The sequence below is a fragment of the Streptococcus sp. A69 genome (assembly GCF_058556195.1).
On the sequence record NZ_JBZUJU010000006.1, the window covers coordinates 21077 to 38127 of the forward strand.

18 protein-coding genes are annotated in these 17051 nt (G+C 43.1%); all 18 read right to left on the reverse strand.

Annotated features, from left to right (window positions below):
- Nucleotides 1-50: 50 nt before the first annotated feature.
- A complete protein-coding gene (locus AC4ME5_RS08940; RefSeq protein WP_491800538.1) occupies nt 51-2702 on the reverse strand; it encodes a valine--tRNA ligase in 2652 nt (883 codons plus the stop codon).
- Between the two features lie 171 nt (nt 2703-2873).
- Complete coding sequence (locus tag AC4ME5_RS08945; protein ID WP_155718544.1) at nt 2874-4001, reverse strand: hypothetical protein; 1128 nt, start codon at nt 3999-4001, stop codon at nt 2874-2876.
- A gap of 66 nt (nt 4002-4067) precedes the next feature.
- Nucleotides 4068-4634: a GNAT family N-acetyltransferase gene (locus AC4ME5_RS08950; protein ID WP_491800539.1), complete on the reverse strand. Its 567-nt coding sequence runs from the start codon at nt 4632-4634 to the stop codon at nt 4068-4070.
- A gap of 280 nt (nt 4635-4914) precedes the next feature.
- Nucleotides 4915-5310, reverse strand: coding sequence for a helix-hairpin-helix domain-containing protein (locus tag AC4ME5_RS08955; RefSeq protein WP_061588764.1), 396 nt, complete (start codon nt 5308-5310; stop codon nt 4915-4917).
- A 97-nt stretch (nt 5311-5407) separates the two neighbouring features.
- The gene (locus AC4ME5_RS08960; protein ID WP_491800540.1) at nt 5408-5662 is read right to left on the reverse strand and encodes a DUF1912 family protein; all 255 of its coding nucleotides are present in this window, start codon (nt 5660-5662) and stop codon (nt 5408-5410) included.
- Between the two features lie 9 nt (nt 5663-5671).
- Nucleotides 5672-7006: a DUF438 domain-containing protein gene (locus tag AC4ME5_RS08965; RefSeq protein ID WP_491800541.1), complete on the reverse strand. Its 1335-nt coding sequence runs from the start codon at nt 7004-7006 to the stop codon at nt 5672-5674.
- On the reverse strand, nt 7006-7239 hold the full coding sequence (locus AC4ME5_RS08970; protein ID WP_000368739.1) for a DUF1858 domain-containing protein: 234 nt from the start codon (nt 7237-7239) through the stop codon (nt 7006-7008). The genes AC4ME5_RS08965 and AC4ME5_RS08970 overlap by 1 nt, the downstream gene beginning before the upstream one ends.
- 214 nt (nt 7240-7453) lie before the next feature.
- A complete protein-coding gene (locus AC4ME5_RS08975) occupies nt 7454-7636 on the reverse strand; it encodes a hypothetical protein (protein WP_491800542.1) in 183 nt (60 codons plus the stop codon).
- Between the two features lie 414 nt (nt 7637-8050).
- Entirely contained in the window at nt 8051-8401 is a 351-nt protein-coding gene (rbfA, locus tag AC4ME5_RS08980; protein ID WP_001273601.1) for a 30S ribosome-binding factor RbfA, read from the reverse strand.
- A gap of 166 nt (nt 8402-8567) precedes the next feature.
- Nucleotides 8568-11354, reverse strand: a complete 2787-nt coding sequence (gene infB, locus AC4ME5_RS08985; RefSeq protein WP_491800543.1) for a translation initiation factor IF-2 — start codon at nt 11352-11354, stop codon at nt 8568-8570.
- A 16-nt stretch (nt 11355-11370) separates the two neighbouring features.
- On the reverse strand, nt 11371-11670 hold the full coding sequence (locus AC4ME5_RS08990; protein WP_001041396.1) for a YlxQ-related RNA-binding protein: 300 nt from the start codon (nt 11668-11670) through the stop codon (nt 11371-11373).
- The gene (gene rnpM / locus AC4ME5_RS08995; RefSeq protein ID WP_006144965.1) at nt 11663-11956 is read right to left on the reverse strand and encodes an RNase P modulator RnpM; all 294 of its coding nucleotides are present in this window, start codon (nt 11954-11956) and stop codon (nt 11663-11665) included. Before rnpM ends, AC4ME5_RS08990 begins: the two co-directional genes overlap by 8 nt.
- A 21-nt stretch (nt 11957-11977) precedes the next feature.
- Entirely contained in the window at nt 11978-13114 is a 1137-nt protein-coding gene (nusA, locus tag AC4ME5_RS09000) for a transcription termination factor NusA (protein ID WP_033583648.1), read from the reverse strand.
- Between the two features lie 42 nt (nt 13115-13156).
- On the reverse strand, nt 13157-13636 hold the full coding sequence (rimP, locus tag AC4ME5_RS09005; protein WP_491800555.1) for a ribosome maturation factor RimP: 480 nt from the start codon (nt 13634-13636) through the stop codon (nt 13157-13159).
- Between the two features lie 126 nt (nt 13637-13762).
- Nucleotides 13763-14398: a tRNA (guanosine(46)-N7)-methyltransferase TrmB gene (trmB, locus tag AC4ME5_RS09010; protein WP_491800544.1), complete on the reverse strand. Its 636-nt coding sequence runs from the start codon at nt 14396-14398 to the stop codon at nt 13763-13765.
- On the reverse strand, nt 14395-15189 hold the full coding sequence (gene ccrZ / locus AC4ME5_RS09015; protein ID WP_491800545.1) for a cell cycle regulator CcrZ: 795 nt from the start codon (nt 15187-15189) through the stop codon (nt 14395-14397). The genes trmB and ccrZ overlap by 4 nt, the downstream gene beginning before the upstream one ends.
- 47 nt (nt 15190-15236) lie before the next feature.
- On the reverse strand, nt 15237-16286 hold the full coding sequence (locus tag AC4ME5_RS09020) for an ABC transporter permease (protein WP_491800546.1): 1050 nt from the start codon (nt 16284-16286) through the stop codon (nt 15237-15239).
- A complete protein-coding gene (locus AC4ME5_RS09025; RefSeq protein ID WP_491800547.1) occupies nt 16283-17014 on the reverse strand; it encodes an ABC transporter ATP-binding protein in 732 nt (243 codons plus the stop codon). The genes AC4ME5_RS09020 and AC4ME5_RS09025 overlap by 4 nt, the downstream gene beginning before the upstream one ends.
- Nucleotides 17015-17051: the final 37 nt, after the last annotated feature.

Genomic DNA, 17051 nt, shown 5'->3' on the forward strand with positions numbered 1-17051 from the left:
ATTTATACTGATTATACCAAAAAACACGGCTCATCACCGTGTTTCTGTGTTTATTTAACCAACTTCTTCATCTCATCAATACGTGCGACGGTCGCGTCGTACTTAGCTTGGTAGTCGGCTTGTTTGTCGCGTTCTTTTTGGACGACTTCTGGTTTGGCATTGGCTACGAAGCGTTCGTTAGAGAGCTTCTTGCCGACCATATCCAGTTCTTTTTGCCATTTAGCCAGTTCCTTGTCGAGACGAGCCAATTCTTCTTCGACATTGAGAAGTTCTGCCAGTGGCAAGTAGATTTCTGCTCCTGTGATGACGATTGACATAGCGAGTTCTGGTGCAGGGATGTTTGAAGCGATTTCCAAGTGCTCTGGATTTGTGAAGCGTTTGATATAGTTGACATTACTGTTAAAGAAGGCTTCCAAGTCGCTATCACTTGTCTTAACAAGGATGGTGATTGGCTTGCTTGGTGCTACGTTCACTTCCGCACGCGCATTACGAACGGCGCGGATCAAGTCTTTGAGGCTTTCTACACCAGTGTGAGCCGCAAGATCTTCAAAGGCTGGGTTGACAGTTGGGTATTCTGCTGTAACGATCGAACCTTCTGAGATTTGTCCAAAGATTTCCTCTGTCACGAATGGCATGATTGGGTGAAGGAGACGAAGGATCTTGTCCAAAGTGTAAAGGAGAACAGAACGTGTAATAACTTTCTCTTCTTCGTTGTCGCTATAAAGGACTTCCTTAGTCAACTCGACGTACCAGTCCGCAAACTCGTCCCAGATGAAGTTGTAGAGGATGTGGCCAGCAACACCAAACTCAAACTTGTCAAAGTTTTCAGTAACTTTTCCGATGGTTTCATTGAGGTTGTGGAGAATCCAGCGGTCTGTGACGTTTCCAGCTTCCTTGTTAACAACTTTTTCCACATTGGCAGTTGCTTGGTCAAGGGTCAAGCCTTCATTGTTCATGAGGATGTAACGAGAAATGTTCCAGATCTTGTTGATGAAGTTCCATGAAGCATCCATTTTCTCGTAAGAGAAGCGGACGTCTTGGCCTGGTGCAGAACCGTTTGAAAGGAACCAACGAAGAGCATCGGCACCGTATTTCTCGATAACATCCATTGGGTCAATCCCGTTTCCAAGAGATTTAGACATCTTGCGTCCTTGCTCGTCACGAATGAGACCGTGGATAAGAACGTTTTGGAATGGCTGACGACCAGTGAATTCCAAGGATTGGAAGATCATACGAGATACCCAGAAGAAGATGATGTCGTAACCTGTTACCAAGGTTGAAGTTGGGAAGTAACGTTTGAAGTCTTCTGATTCAACATCAGGCCAGCCCATGGTTGAGAATGGCCAAAGGGCAGAACTGAACCAAGTATCCAAGACGTCTTCGTCCTGAGTCCATCCGTCACCTTCTGGAGATTCTTCGCCAACGTACATTTCACCCTCAGCATTGTACCAAGCAGGGATTTGGTGACCCCACCAGAGCTGACGAGAGATTACCCAGTCGTGGACATTTTCCATCCATTGGAGGAAGGTATCGTTGAAACGAGGTGGGTAGAATTCTACCTTGTCCTCTGTGTCTTGGTTGGCAATGGCATTCTTAGCCAATTGGTCCATCTTGACGAACCATTGCGTAGACAAGCGTGGTTCAACCACCACACCTGTACGCTCTGAGTGACCAACACTGTGGACACGTTTTTCGATTTTAATGAGGGCACCGATTTCTTCCAACTTATCAACGACGGCCTTACGAGCTTCAAAACGGTCCATACCTGCAAATTCAAAGGCCAAGTCATTCATAGTTCCGTCGTCGTTCATGACGTTGACTTGTGGCAAGTTATGGCGTTGACCAACCAAGAAGTCGTTTGGATCGTGGGCAGGTGTAATTTTCACGACACCAGTACCAAACTCTGGATCAGCGTGTTCGTCTCCCACGATTGGAATCAATTTATTAGCAATTGGAAGGATGACATTTTTACCAATCAAGTCCTTGTAGCGTGGGTCTGCTGGATTGACCGCAACAGCAACGTCCCCAAACATGGTCTCAGGACGAGTAGTCGCCACTTCAAGGGCGCGTGAGCCGTCTTCTAGCATGTAGTTCATGTGGTAGAAGGCACCTTCCACGTCCTTGTGAATGACCTCGATATCAGAAAGGGCTGTGCGAGCTGCTGGGTCCCAGTTGATGATAAACTCACCACGGTAGATCCAGCCTTTCTTGTAAAGGTCCACGAAAACCTTACGAACAGCTTTTGACAAACCTTCATCAAGAGTGAAACGCTCACGAGAGTAGTCTACAGAGAGCCCCATCTTGCCCCATTGTTCCTTGATGGTAGTGGCATATTCGTCTTTCCATTCCCAAACCTTGTCGAGGAATTTTTCACGACCGAGATCATAGCGGGAAATGCCTTCACCACGCAAGCGCTCCTCAACCTTAGCCTGGGTAGCAATCCCAGCATGATCCATCCCTGGAAGCCAAAGCGTGTCAAAGCCTTGCATGCGTTTTTGACGGATGATGATATCTTGCAAAGTCGTATCCCAAGCGTGACCAAGGTGAAGTTTACCTGTAACGTTTGGTGGTGGAATAACGATTGAATAAGGCTTAGCTTTTTGATCGCCTGAAGGTTTGAAAACATCAGCGTCAAGCCATTTTTGGTAACGACCAGCCTCAACCTCGGCTGGATTGTATTTAGGTGAAAGTTCTTTAGACATGTGTGTGTCCTTTCTATATTTACGATATATGATTATATTTGTTTAAAATCAACAACGAAGTCTACGTTAATGGGGATATAAATTAATAGTTTTAACTTTAAGTAATACCAAATAGTAAAAAAACTATTTGAAAACATTATGGGAACTCTTATAAAAATATATTTCAAAAACTTACATTTTATCTTTTAAGTATTTCTCTAAATAAGTAATCTCTTTTTTATACAAACTCTTTTTCCATAAATTCTCCTTTTGTATGTCACTTATAACTTTTTCCCATTTCTCTTCAACTACCATGTCCTCCAGTTTTCTTGGATTTTTTTTAGCTAAAGATTTTTGAAAGCGACTAATATATTGATTTTTCCTAAGACCAGATGATTTATCTCCATTTTCAATTGCATTATTAATTTTCAATAAATTCTCAAAAATATCAGCGTTTTCCACAGCTCGAATTTCCTCTATGTATTGGCCTTTTTCATCGTCTATACTAAATAATAAGAATAATATTTCTAAAATAAATAACGATGCACGAATAATAAATACAAACTTTTCCTTATTAATATTTTCTAGAAAAGATATATGAGAGAGTGCTTCGATAGCATTCTCATTATATCGCTGAATAATTCCAAAGAATGGTAGTAAATAAAAGATTATAAATAAAATCATAAGAAATGAATTTCCATTTCTAAAAGACAATCTCACAGAATCTCTTAAAAAATAGAATATGAAAAACGAAGTTAAACACAAGACTATGCATATTAACGGTATCCAATGTGAAACAATATTTCCATTCACATCACACCAATTGGGTTTAATAAACCAAATTACTGATAGCACTGTACCTAACACTAAAGATATAAAGACAAAGGTCTCAAAGACTTTATATCTTACTTTTTTTCTACTGGAACTCAATTCATAATCTAATAGTAATTCTGAATAGGAAATTAATTTATCAATTAACTCTTTCGGTACTTTACCATTATTCTTTAGTTCACTCTCAATCTTATTAATCAGTACCCAAATATGACCATCTTTTAAATATGTTGAATAATCACAAACTATTCTTACTCGCTTTCCTTTTGCATCCAATAATAACTTTAATGCATTCAATGATTTTTGAATTTCCTCAAGTGAGTACAAATCTTTTATAATTGTCCTTAAGTTATTTCGATAATAGAGGTGTTCCTCACTCATATAGTCTAAACTACGAGACTTATTATTAGAGACAAACACTAAAATTGCACTCAAGATAGCCCCTAGACCAGCTCCACTGATTAGAGTAATAATCTGGCTTGTTTCCAATCTTCTAACCTCGCTTTCGAAATTTTGCAATACATCCCAACTGTTCGATTTTCTCGAACAGTTCAACTAACAGTTTAAACTCTCCCACTCACTCCTCAGCAAGCCATATATCAAACTATCACAGCGGTTGCCTTGGGCATCTTTACGGTCTCGGATGCGAGCTTCGAGGGTGAAGCCAAGCTTCTCTGCGACTCGTTGACTTTGGTCATTGTAGCCAAAGCAGACCAATTCAATCTTGTGAAGGCCTAAATCTTTAAAACCTAGGTTAATCAAAGCACGCGCCGCTTCGGGCACATAACCTTGACCCCAATAGTCTGGGTGCAAGGTATAGCCAAGTTCTAGCACATCGTCTTCGTGCCGATTGTTGAAATCGACAGAACCAATGATCTTATCGGTTCCTTTAACGACAATTCCATAGCCAGCTGGGAGATTTTCTTTTTGATTGCGTTCTGGAAGGATATGCTCCAGATAATAAATCTCATCTTCCAAGGTCTTGACGGGGTGAAATGCCGCTGGATAGGCGACCTCTGGGAGACTAGCGTAGGCATGGATATCCTCGGCATCAGCGACTGTGCGGACTCGTAACACGAGACGTTCTGTTTTCAAGCGTTCTGGCAGTTCAGCTCTTGTCATCTTCCAACCTCGCTTTCTACAAAAAATCGCCCCTGTCATCTACATGACAGGGACGAATATGTTTATCCGCGGTACCACCCAATTTCGGGCAGCGCCCGCAACTCTTGTCTTTGAAGGATATACAAAGACACTTTTATTTCATTTTTCATCATCAGCAACCAGTTTTGACACATTTGTGGACTTCTCAGCACCGCCACTTCCTGTAAAATGTGGGATTCAAAACACCTCTGATGGCTTTATTGTAGCAAGTTTTTCACGGAAATGCAAGGGACAAGAAAAATTACTTGAAGCTGATTCCGTGTTCTTTTAATTTCTTAATCGTAGCTGGGCCGATTCCTTTCAAGGCAAGGAGTTCTTTTTCAGTCCAGTTTTTGAAGTCAGAAGCTGACTTGATGCCTTCATCATAAAAAGTCTTAGCGCGGTCAAGTGGAAGTCCACCCAAGTTTGCTGCGAAATCTTCTACTGAATTCGCCACTTTTTGAGCCTGTTCTTTGGTCGCTTCTACTGCTTGTTCCACTTTTTTAGAGACAACTTTTCCTGCTTGGCTGGCAGATTTTTCTGCATGTTTCACGACTTTTTTGGTCTCTTCGACAACCTTGGTCACTGTAGTTGAAAATGCACCTGAACGACGAAGGCTATTTCGCAATTGTTTTTTACGTTGGAGTTTCTTTGACATGATAAAATCCTTTCAATAAAAAATCCCTGCTCTGACAAGGATTTAATAAAGATATTCTATCAAGATTTTGGCAAAAAATCAAGAAAGTATCTGTATTTTAATAGTTTCGCTCACCAAACAAGCCCTCTGGTAGATCATGGAATCCCTTTCCTGCTTTGAAATTTTCAAACTTACCCAGCAAAAACTTGTAGGCATCCAAGCGGCTTTCGTAGCGAATCATGGCATCTTTGGCACGCTCGTCTTGGTCTTCTTCGTAAACCTTCTGACTTTCCTTATGCGCCATGTCGTTGATCATGATCTGGGTATTGATCCAAGCTTCAAATTCCTTCATAAATTCCTGTTCGTAACTCATTGATTCTCCTTATTCTAATCCACGAAAATAGTCCGTATCAATCTCACGGTAGGGCTGGATATCCTGAACATACTCTAGCACGCCTTGGAATTCCCCGTTTTCATCGTGTACCGCAGCATAGGTGATGTGGACAAACTTGCCTCGCGACTCCGACTTGAACCACATTTCATACTTGTCTTTTTGACCTTCACGAAGACCTTTCATAACGGCCTTCACCTTGTCTAGGTACTTAGGCGGATGGCAGAGTTCAACATTGCGCCCGACTTGGGACGGCGTCCGTTTGAAAATCATCTCATCAGCTGGCACATTGTCATTGTAATACTGGAAAATATCGTCTTTATTGACAAAGGTGATTTCCATAGGAAGGTGATTGAGGATGAGGTTGGCCTGCTCGACCGAGAGATAGCCATTGCCAAAAGCCTGTTGACTATGGCGGTCCAGCACCGCTTCCTTTTCCTTAGGGGTAAAGGTGATGGTGAACTGGCCTTCTGGTGTATCGATAACTTGCTGAACTTGACCTTCTGCTATGTCTAGTTGCACGGGCTCCTCTGCACTCTTTTCCTCAACAAAGCTCTGTCGCTCAGGCACCCATTTCTCTGACGGACGGATGATGGCATAGCCGTAGGCATCGCTCTCCTCCGCAATCTGAATCCAGTCATCCTGGGTGAAAGACTCAAGGAGAATCATGAGGAGGATGGACTCTTCCTTGAAAATCATACTTTCAAACTCTGTCGCAAAAGCTTCGAAAGTTTCCTTTACACTGCTAATCGACACTTCTGGTAGTGACTTGGCTGTCGCTAGAGCTGTCTGAAAGAGTTCCCTAATCTGATCATCCACTCCCCACATGACTTTAGGGGGTGAATCGTGACCATAACGCTCCATGATGGGGAAAAAGAGCTCTTCCTTGCGCTGGTAGTGGACATCAAATTGCCCCAAAAGTCCCATTTGACGAACCAAACCCTTGCGCATCTCTGCCAGCATTTCCTCGTCTTCCATAGACTCATAGGTATCTAACAACCTCCGAATGCGAATCAAAGCTGCACGGAGAGCCAGATTTTCATCCTTGAAGACGCGAACTGGATGACCAGGATGCTCGGTATCCTCTACTTCGACGCCCTTAACAGCGTTTTTAAAAAGATTGGCATGGACATCACAGAGCTCCATGACATCTTCAAATGTGACACCCGAGTCTGAGTTCATCAGCTCGTGCTCCATGAGAGAAATCTCGATGGCTGAAACACCTGTAAAAGTCGCATCAAAACGCTCCTGAACCGACTCAGGAGAGGCGCCATTATGCAATTCTAACAAAATATCCCGTAGGATATGAATCCGTTCATCTGCCATTAGTCTAATCCAATCACTTCATAGCCGTTCGCTTCTAGCGTGCGGACAATCTTGTCCATAGGCGTTCCTTCAAGTTTAGAACCCTGCTTCAGCGATACTTTGCGACCGACTGTGTTGCGCATCAAGGGATTAGCAAGTGGTTTAAAACCCAGCTCCACTAGGATTTCCAAGACTTCTGGATGCTTGTCCACCACTTCTGCAACGGGAATTGACACATCGATGATATTGTCCATGACGACCTCCATGTATGTTCTAATACTCAATGAAAATCAAAGAGCAAACTAGGAAGCTAGCCGCAGGCTGTACTTAAGTACGGCAAGGTGAAGCTGACGTGGTTTGAATTTGATTTTCGAAGAGTATAAAATGATTTTACTGCTTATATTATACCATATGGGAAGAGATTAAAAAACTAGCAGCGGAGTTCCTGCTAGTTTCTTTCATTTCAAGTTATTCCTTATCCTCTGGTTTTGCGAGCCACTGGGCGACATCCATCAGTTTGTCAGCAAGCAGTACTTTCCCGAATCCTACTAGAGCATTGTCGTCTTTTTTCATGTTCTTCAGAACTTTGACGCTTTGCATCATGAAAAAGTAATTCCCGTAAGTTTTAGCTAGAGTTTTTATAAGTCCCATATTATCTTTCCCCGTTTAACTACACTTTCAAAATATTAACGATACCAGTCTTGCTGGCTATTTCTATGAAATCGTTATATCTTACTCTTCCCAATTACTATAATATCATACAAGCTGAATTTTATAAAGCTTTTTAATAATGTTTAACTCTAAGAAGATCCCCCCAGCATGTTTTATACTCAATAAAAATCAAAGAGCAAACTAGGAAGCTAGCCGCAGGTTGCTCAAAGCACTGCTTTGAGGTTGTAGATAAGACTGACGAAGTCAGCTCAAAACACTGTTTTGAGGTTGCAGATAGAACTGACGAAGTCAGTAACCATACCCTACGGCAAGGCGACGCTGACGTGGTTTGAAGAGATTTTCGAAGAGTATTATAGTCATTTACCTATCAAAAAAGAGGGTTCCCCCTCCTTCTTAGTTCTTATCCAGATTGCGTAGCATCTCGTCAATCTTGTTTCCATACTCGATGGACTCGTCTTTGACGAAGGTCAAATCTGGAATTTTGTACAATTTCAAATTGCGACCAAGTTCACGTTTGATGGTCCCAGTTGCTTTCTCAAGCCCGATTTGAGCTTTTTGGTTATCCGAAGCAAGGTTACTCAAAATAGTGTAGTAAACTTTGGCAACGGATAGGTCACCCAGCATCTGAACATCTGTAATGGTCACACCTTGAACACGCGGATCACGGACTTTCTTTTGCAAAATCTCATTGACTTCGCGCTTGATTTCCATGCCTACACGATCCGTACGGAAATGATTTGCCATGATATTCCTTTCTCTACTTTGAACCAAAAGCTAGGCCAGCAGACCTAGCTATTTTCTAATAGATAGAGGAACTAGAGCCATTTGAATCTAGGAAACAAGCCTTTGATAGAACTGAAGTTCATCAAGGCGCTGTTGACAACGAGTCAAATGAGCTATCGTTTCTCTATTATCGTTTGATTTCTTCCATGATATAGGCCTCAATCACATCATCCGTCTTGATATCATTGTAGCCCTCAATCATCAATCCACCTTCACGACCGTTCGTAACTTCTTTGACGTCGTCTTTGTAGTGTTTCAAGCTTGCGAGTTCACCGTCAAAGATAACAACACCGTCACGGATAACACGGACTTTAGAGTCACGGGTAACTTTACCACTCGTAACCATGAATCCACCGATGGTTCCCACTTTAGACACCTTAAAGGTTTCACGGATGATTGCTTCACCGATAATTTTTTCTTCGAATTCAGGATCGAGCATCCCTTTCATGGCTTCTTCCATCTCTTCGATAACCTTGTAGATAATGCTGTGGAGACGGATTTCTACATCGTCAGCTTCGGCTTGTTGACGCGCTTGTGGTGTAGGGCGTACGTTGAATCCAACGATAAAGGCATTTGAAGCTTCCGCAAGCGTCACATCAGATTCATTGATAGCACCGACTGCTGAGTGAACGATAGTAACTTTCACACCTTCCACATCAATTTTTTGAAGTGAGGCAGAAAGGGCTTCAACTGAACCTTGTACGTCGGCCTTGATGATAACGTTAACTGATTTGAGTTCACCAGCTTTAAGCGTATCAAAGAGGTTTTCAAGGCTGACACGTTGGGTAGCTTGACGTTGCTTCATAAGAGCACGTTTCGCACGTTCTTCACCTGCTGCACGCGCAGATTTTTCATCTTCGTAAACAGCAAAGTGGTCACCCGCCATTGGTGCTTCGTTCAAACCTGTGATAGAAACCGGCGTTGATGGGCCTGCGACCTTGACACGACGACCAAGGTCATTGGTCATGGCACGGACACGACCGAAGGTATTTCCGACAACGATAGGGTCTTGCACATTCAAAGTACCTTGTTGCACAAGAAGGGTTGCGACCGCACCTTTCCCTTTATCCAAGCGAGCTTCGATAACCGTACCGATAGCACGCACTGTTGGGTCTGCCTTGAGTTCTTGAATTTCAGCCACAAGAAGAACTGTTTCCAAGAGTTCATCGATATTTTGGTTGAATTTAGCTGAGATTTCAACAAATTCAGAATCTCCACCCCAAGCCGTTGACATAACCCCATGCTCAGCCAATTCACCGATAACACGTTCTGGATTGGCACCTGGTTTATCAATCTTGTTGATGGCAACGATGATTGGAACGTTGGCCGCTTTTGAGTGGTTGATGGCTTCGATAGTTTGAGGCATAACACCGTCATCTGCCGCTACGACCAAGATGGTGATATCGGTAACAGAAGCACCACGCGCACGCATCGATGTAAAGGCTGCGTGTCCTGGCGTATCAAGGAAGGTAATCTTCTTGCCATTTTCCACGATTTGGTAAGCACCGATATGCTGAGTGATACCACCCGCTTCACCTGTCGCAACACGAGAATTACGAAGGGTATCCAAAAGTGTTGTCTTACCATGGTCAACGTGTCCCATGATGGTGACAACTGGTGGACGCTCAACCAATTCATCTTCATTGAGATAACCATCTTCGACAAAGAAACGTTCGATGTCGGCATTGTCCACTTCAACCTTTTGTTTGGCTTCGATACCGTAATCCACCATGAGGAGTTCAATGGTTTCTCCATCCAAGGATTGGTTTTGTGTGGCCATAATCCCCATCATAAAGAGTTTCTTAACGATTTCAGCTGGTTCACGTTTGATACGTTTTGCGATTTCCGCAACAGTCATACCATCTGTATATTCGAATTCTGTTGGCAATTCATGGAACTTGCGCTCTGTAACAGGTTTTGGAGCCTGGTTACGGTTGTTCTTGTTATTGCCTTTTTTGTTCTTCTTATTGTTATTCCAGTTACTATTTCTTTGATTTCTCACTTGATTTTGACTACTTCGATTCTTTTGTTGTTTTCTAGGACCATCTTCTTCGTGATCATAATCATCACGTTCTTTGTCTGGTCGAGCTTGTTTTTTACGACGTATATCCACTGGCGCTTCTTTCGCTACAGGAACTACTGTTACCGCTGGTTGCGTTTGTTCAGCTAGCTTAGCAGCTTCTTCAAAGATTTCCTCTGGCTCCTTGCGCTTGTTGGCTTGAGCCAAGGCTTCTTTGGCAGCTTGCGATTGTTTGAAGCGCTCCTCGCTTGAGCGTGCGTACTCTGCATTTTGCTCTGCTTTTAGGGCTGCTGCACGGGCTTTAAAGTCAACACGTGGTCCAGCTGGTTTTGGCTGGAAGTCTTGTTGCTGACGGCGATTATTGCCACGATTCCCTTGACCTTGTGGTTTTTTCCCTTGGTCGTTAAAACGGCGGTTGTCGCGGTTCCCTTGACCAGGTTTACCACCATTACGGCCGTCGTTTTTCTGACGGTTGCCGTTTTGTTGTTGGTCACGGTTGTTGCCCTTGTTTTGTTTGCGTCGATCTGCCTGCTCTTTGGCACGCGCCTCACGCTCCGCCTTGAAGTTTCGACTTTGTGGTCTCGCTGCCACTACTTTTTCTTCCTTAGGAGCTGCGGGTGTAGCTGGTTTACTTTCTTCCTTAGCAACAGCTGGTTTAGCTGATGCAGGCTTTTCCACCTTCTTTTCTACACTTGCTTTTGGTGTCGCAGGTTTTGCTTCTGCCTTAGGAGCAGGTGCAGGCTTAAAGCTCGCTGCGATTCGCTCAGCAGCAGCAGCTTCCACGCTCGATGAGTGGCTTTTCACATCCAAGCCCAACTCTTTTGCACGCGCTACAACTTCTTTACTTTCTTTTCCAAGTTCTTTTGCGATTTCGTACAATCTTTTCTTAGACAAATCATGTCCTCCTCTTCTATTCCATAAGAGACCTCATTTTCTTTGTAAATCCAGCATCAGTCACAGCCAAAACCTTTCTTGATTTTCCGACTGCTATGCTTAATTCCAGTGTTGAAAACACGGTTATAACTTCTACTTGATAATAGTCACTTTTATCTTGAATCTTCTTGGTTAGATTAGGACCAGCATCATGTGCTAGAAAGACTAGCTTGGCTTTCTGGTCTTGGATAGCCTTGACTACCAATTCCTCACCCGATATGATCCTACCTGCTCGTTGAGCAAGACCCAAGAGATTGCTTATTTTTTGCTTATTCAAGTCCTAACTCTCTTCTTTTTACTTTGTGATCCACATAGGCGATCAACTCGTCATAAAAGCTTTCTTCAACTTCCATGTTAAAGCTGCGGTTAAAGACTTTCTTCTTTTTGGCCTCTAGGGCTTCTGCATTGTCTAGCTTGATATAAGCGCCACGGCCATTGGCCTTGCCTGTCGGATCGATAAAGACCTCTCCTTCTTTGTTCTTGACAATGCGGAGCAAATCACGCTTGTCAATCACTTCGTTGGACACAACAGACTTGCGCAAAGGGATTTTTCTTGTTTTCATCTTTCCCTCCTCTAGCAGCTTTTATTCTTCGATCAATTCGTCCGCAGTTGCGTAATCAATTTGACCTGCTTCTTCCATAGCTTCAAACTCACTGGCAGACTTGATATCGATACGGTAACCTGTCAAGTGAGCTGCCAAGCGAACGTTTTGTCCACGACGACCGATAGCAAGAGAAAGCTTGTTATCAGGTACAACGACCAAGGCACGTTTGCTGTCATTTTCATCAAAGATAACTTGGTCAACCTCTGCAGGTGCGATGGCATTGTAGATAAACTCAGCTGGATCCGCTACCCACTCGATAACGTCAATGTTTTCTTCAACAGGAATCATACGGTCGCTCTTAGCATCATAACGAGCTGGGTGGAATTTGCTGGTGATTTTCTTGATATTGGCACCACCACGCCCAACGATTGTCCCGATAGCGTCCACATTTGGATTGTGGCTACGAACAGCAACCTTAGTACGGTCACCAGCTTCGCGGGCTACGCTCATGATTTCGACAGTTCCATCGTAAACTTCTGGAATTTCTTGCTCCATCAAGCGTTTGATCATTTCTGGATGGCTACGACTGACAAAGACGTTGACACCACGAGGGTTGTCTTCAACCTTATAAACATAGACTTCGATACGGTCATGGGAAGCAAAGACTTCTCCAGGGATTTGGTCTTGTTTGGACAATTGGGCTTCGATGCTGCCAAGATTGACATAGATGAAACGGTTGTCAAAACGTTCTACTGTACCAGACATGATTTCTTGTTCATGTTCTTTGTAAGTATTATAAGTGATGGCACGTGTTTGCTTGCGCATTTTTTCCATGATGGTTTGTTTTGCAGATTGGGCTGCTACACGACCAAACTCAGCTGGTGCTTCTTCAAACTTGATTTTATCACCAAGTTCATAGGCTGAATTAATGGCAAGGGCATCTTTCAAGCTGATTTCCAAACGGCTATCAAATACTTCATCAACCACTTCACGAACAGTATAGACAGTAAAGTCACCTGTTTTTTCGTTGAAGTCAATAGCTACGCTATCTGATTGACCATAGCGTCTGCGATAAGCGGAACGAAGCGACTCTACAACTGCGTCGATGATGTCTTCTTTTTTGATTCCCTTGTCTTCTTCCAAAATGCGGAAGGCCTCTAGCATTTCTTTACTCATGTTCTTTTTACTTTTGAATCCTCAAAAGCTATCCTTTCTTTTCTATAGTTTTACTGCTAAACGTGCTTTTGATACTAAACTGTATGGAATTTGGACAGTTTTCTTACGTGTTTTGTCCATATACTCCATAGTCAACTCATCCTCTTCAAAGGATAGCAAGGTTCCTTCAAAGACTTTTTGCTTATCGATAGCTTGGTAGAGCCCGACATGAATGTATTTCCCAACAGCTCCAGCGACAGCATCCTTAGTTTTCAAAGGACGTTCCAAGCCTGGACTGGTGATTTCTAGGAAATATTGTTCTGGGAAGGGATCAGGCTTGATAGTATCAAGAACAGGACTGATGATTTCTGTCAGGTCTGCCGTGTCGTTCAAGGTAATTCCTTCGGGTTTATCTACAAAAATACTGAGAATCATGTCACTTCCAATCTTTCCATACTCGATATCCACGAGCTCGAAAGGCGCTTGGATGACAGGTTCTACAACTTCTCTGACTAATTCTACGATTGTTGCGATTGGGTCCACCTCCTCATAAGCAAGAGGCGAAGATATTTCCCCGCCTCTCTTTCTCATATTCTAACTATCAGTATAGCACGTTTGTCAATTTATGTAAAGCATAAGCACTCAAACAGCTGGTTTTCAAGCTATTTCTTAAAATTCTACCTCAACTCGGTAGATCACTTTACCTTTGCTGGAGAATTTTTGCTCATACTCCGTCATGACATTGCCTTCAAAATCACTGGCATGCAAGTCCAGCCAAACACCATTGAGTTTCATCCCATACTGAGAAAAGCTCACTAGACTGTACTCAAACAAGCCACGGTTATCTGTCTTGAAATGGATTTCCCCATTCTCAGGCAAAATACGCTTAAAGGTATCCAAGAAACTCTTGTAAGTCAAACGACGTTTTTCATGGCGTTTTTTAGGCCATGGATCTGAAAAGTTTAGGTAGAGACGATCAATTTCACCGTCTTCAAAGTAGTCTGTCAAATCTGAACCATCTACCCACAACAACTTGATATTAGGAACTCCAACTTCTAATACCTTATCCAAGGCATAACTTAATACCGACTTTTGGATATCAATCCCGATGTAGTTGATGTCAGGGTTTTGCTTGGCCATTCCTGATACGAAGGCTCCTTTCCCACTTCCAACCTCAACATGAATAGGATGATCATTTCCAAACAAGTCTCGCCATTTCCCTTTAGCTTCCAAGGGATTGAGGACAACATACTGGGGATTAGCCTCTAGTAACTCTGTCGCCCCTTTACGATTTCTAACTCTCATCTCTTCTTTCCATACTTATCACGGAAGACGCGCAAGGCATAAATCTCCCGGTTTACATTGTCTAAATCTTGATTTTCACAGTATTTGGCAATCTGGTTCAAGTAAGAATACTGACCATACCAATACAATTTATCTAACACTGTCTGATTGTACTTATAGCCATAGTCTCTCAACCATTGGCGCCACTGATAATCTGGAATGTAGTGGCATAGCAAATGCGCCACATCAAACATACGATCCGTCAGGCGAACCGAATCCCAATCCACTAGATAAACGAGTCCACTCTCTGTCTCAATCCAATTACTATGGCGAAGATCCCCATGCACAATTGTTGCATGATCTTCCCTAAAGCCTGGAACCGTCTTACCTAGCTCAGCAATCACACTGTTCAAATAGTGATTCTGCTTCAAGATTTCTGGAACTCCTTGTTGCCAAGAACGTAGCAAATCAACTGGTTTTTCCATGGTATATCCCAAACGACTCAACTGCTTCATCAAGGGACGCGAGCGGTGAAGGCGGTTCAAGATATTGATAATCTGCTTGCGATTCATGTCGTAAGGGGTCAAGATTTTGCCCGTCAGCCATTCCTGAGCACACATATCACTGCCATCTGGCAAACGACGAGTCCATAGTAATTGAGGAGCGATTTGTTCTCTGGCTAGGCCAGGTAGGATTGGAGAGGTGTTCATTTTTACAAAAACGCGCTTCCCATCAGGGTAGCTTCCCATATAAGCCTTGCCGCTCTTCCCAGGGATAGGGGTCAGCGTTAGCTCATTATCACCCAAGTCCATTTCTTTCCTCCGTATAAAGTTTCCTTACTATTCTACTAGTTTTTAGTCTATTCGTCAACCAATCTTTTTAGTTGGTAAGGCAAATAAAACAGTTGTAGGAAGAGACTAGCCCCTACAAGAGCCAACAAGGCTATTTTTTCTTGAAAAACCACTGCTCCGACCAGCAATTCTAACAAAAGAACTGCAATTCCCACACCGACTACAATCTGTTTCAATCCCCTCTCTTTCTCCCCTTTTTCTAATGGAAAGAGCTGGGTCAAGTATTGGTAGTCAAAGGCATGATAGAGGGCCAGTAACTGGAAGAGCAAGAGGTAGTTAAATAGAACTACCACTGCCGTTGCGATCCAAACTTGCTCGATAAAGAGCAAAGCTAACAAGGATAGGAACAAGAGGCGCAAACTGAGAGCAAAGAGATCTCCATTTCGCAGGTAAGAACGAAGGTAGAGGTTTTGCCAGATCTTGCCAGGTACCTTTTGAACAGCCTTTAGGATAAAGTCCAGATAGGCCCGACGCTTGACACTATTTGAAACGCCCTTGACCTGAGTAAAGAGAGCAAAGAAACGAAGCAAGACTTGCTTGCGCTTGCTTTCTTGGGCAATCACATAGTCCCAGTCCAGTCCAGTTTCAGTGAAAAATTTGCTGGCTTTTTGACGAAAGACTAGGTATTTCCCAGCTCCTAATAAAAGCACATAGGCAAGAAAGACTGGCAAACCATAGCCCATGGCTAAAAATAAGGGCGCAAATAAAAGAAAGAAAAGGGTTTGGACAAAGAGCCAAAAGGCCAGTGAGCGTACCGTCTGCTCTTTGAGATGGGACTTAACCTCTTCTTCACTGACTAAGAGAAAGAGCTTGTCAGGTGCCTCCATATATGTGGCAATCCCTCCCCAAGCCAAAAGCAAGGTAGATACAATCCCCAAAAACAAGAGGATGGGCCAATGATTTTCAGGAAAATCTTGCAAGAGTTGACTGTACTGGTAAGATAGAAAACCGATGAGAACTAGTAGGAACAAGACAAAGTGGTCATTGAGAACATAACGCAGATAACCTACACACTCCTTACGAAAAGCCTGCTTTCGCTTTAAAAACAAGTCTTTCATAACTCCTCCTCTTTGGTCAGAGCCAAGTAAATATCATTCAAACTCGCTTCAGGCATGTCAAAGGCTTCGCGGAGTTGCTGGAGGTTCCCCTGAGCCCTCACCTCCCCCTTGTGGAGAATAACAAAGGCGTCACACATCTTCTCCGCCGAGTCCAGCACGTGGGTACTCATGAGGATAGACTTGCCTTTTTGCTTTTCTACTTCCAAAAGCTGAATCAAGTCAGAAATAGCCAGCGGATCGAGGCCAAGAAAAGGCTCGTCCACGATAAAGAGGCTCGGATCCACGACAAAAGCACAGATAATCATGACCTTCTGCTTCATCCCTTTGGAGAAATGAACTGGAAACCAGTCCAATTTTTGGTCCAAACGAAACATTTTCAACAAAGATTCTACTCGCTCAAAAGCGACTTTTTGCTCAATACCATAGGCCATGGCAACCGTCTCGATATGCTCTCTGAGGGTCAATTCCTCATACAAGCTAGGCGTTTCTGGGATGTAGCCAATCTGTTTGCGGTAGTTGGTCGCATCCTCTCGCAGGGTCAAACCATTAATCTTAATTTCCCCACTATAAGGCGTCAAAAGACCGATAATCTCATTGATAGTCGTTGATTTTCCAGCACCGTTAAGACCAATCAAACCAACCAACTGCCCACTTTCAACTGTAAAGGACACATCTTTCAAGACAGGGACGTGAACATAGCCTCCTGTCAGGTTTTTAATTTCTAACATATTTTCTCCGAATCTGGTATAATGTAGCTATATTATA

What these genes read in the sequence shown, in the direction of transcription:
- ccrZ (WP_491800545.1), bottom strand. Translation starts at nt 15,189, where the DNA reads ATGGACTTGGGTGATAATGAGCTAACGCTGACCCCTATCCCTGGGAAG.
- trmB (WP_491800544.1), bottom strand. Translation starts at nt 14,398, where the DNA reads ATGAGAGTTAGAAATCGTAAAGGGGCGACAGAGTTACTAGAGGCTAAT.
- AC4ME5_RS08940 (WP_491800538.1), bottom strand. Translation starts at nt 2,702, where the DNA reads ATGTCTAAAGAACTTTCACCTAAATACAATCCAGCCGAGGTTGAGGCT.
- AC4ME5_RS08975 (WP_491800542.1), bottom strand. Translation starts at nt 7,636, where the DNA reads ATGGGACTTATAAAAACTCTAGCTAAAACTTACGGGAATTACTTTTTC.
- AC4ME5_RS08960 (WP_491800540.1), bottom strand. Translation starts at nt 5,662, where the DNA reads ATGAGTTACGAACAGGAATTTATGAAGGAATTTGAAGCTTGGATCAAT.
- AC4ME5_RS08950 (WP_491800539.1), bottom strand. Translation starts at nt 4,634, where the DNA reads ATGACAAGAGCTGAACTGCCAGAACGCTTGAAAACAGAACGTCTCGTG.
- nusA (WP_033583648.1), bottom strand. Translation starts at nt 13,114, where the DNA reads ATGAGTAAAGAAATGCTAGAGGCCTTCCGCATTTTGGAAGAAGACAAG.
- AC4ME5_RS08955 (WP_061588764.1), bottom strand. Translation starts at nt 5,310, where the DNA reads ATGTCAAAGAAACTCCAACGTAAAAAACAATTGCGAAATAGCCTTCGT.
- AC4ME5_RS09025 (WP_491800547.1), bottom strand. Translation starts at nt 17,014, where the DNA reads ATGTTAGAAATTAAAAACCTGACAGGAGGCTATGTTCACGTCCCTGTC.
- AC4ME5_RS09020 (WP_491800546.1), bottom strand. Translation starts at nt 16,286, where the DNA reads ATGAAAGACTTGTTTTTAAAGCGAAAGCAGGCTTTTCGTAAGGAGTGT.
- AC4ME5_RS08970 (WP_000368739.1), bottom strand. Translation starts at nt 7,239, where the DNA reads ATGGACAATATCATCGATGTGTCAATTCCCGTTGCAGAAGTGGTGGAC.
- rnpM (WP_006144965.1), bottom strand. Translation starts at nt 11,956, where the DNA reads ATGAAAACAAGAAAAATCCCTTTGCGCAAGTCTGTTGTGTCCAACGAA.
- rbfA (WP_001273601.1), bottom strand. Translation starts at nt 8,401, where the DNA reads ATGGCAAATCATTTCCGTACGGATCGTGTAGGCATGGAAATCAAGCGC.
- AC4ME5_RS08965 (WP_491800541.1), bottom strand. Translation starts at nt 7,006, where the DNA reads ATGGCAGATGAACGGATTCATATCCTACGGGATATTTTGTTAGAATTG.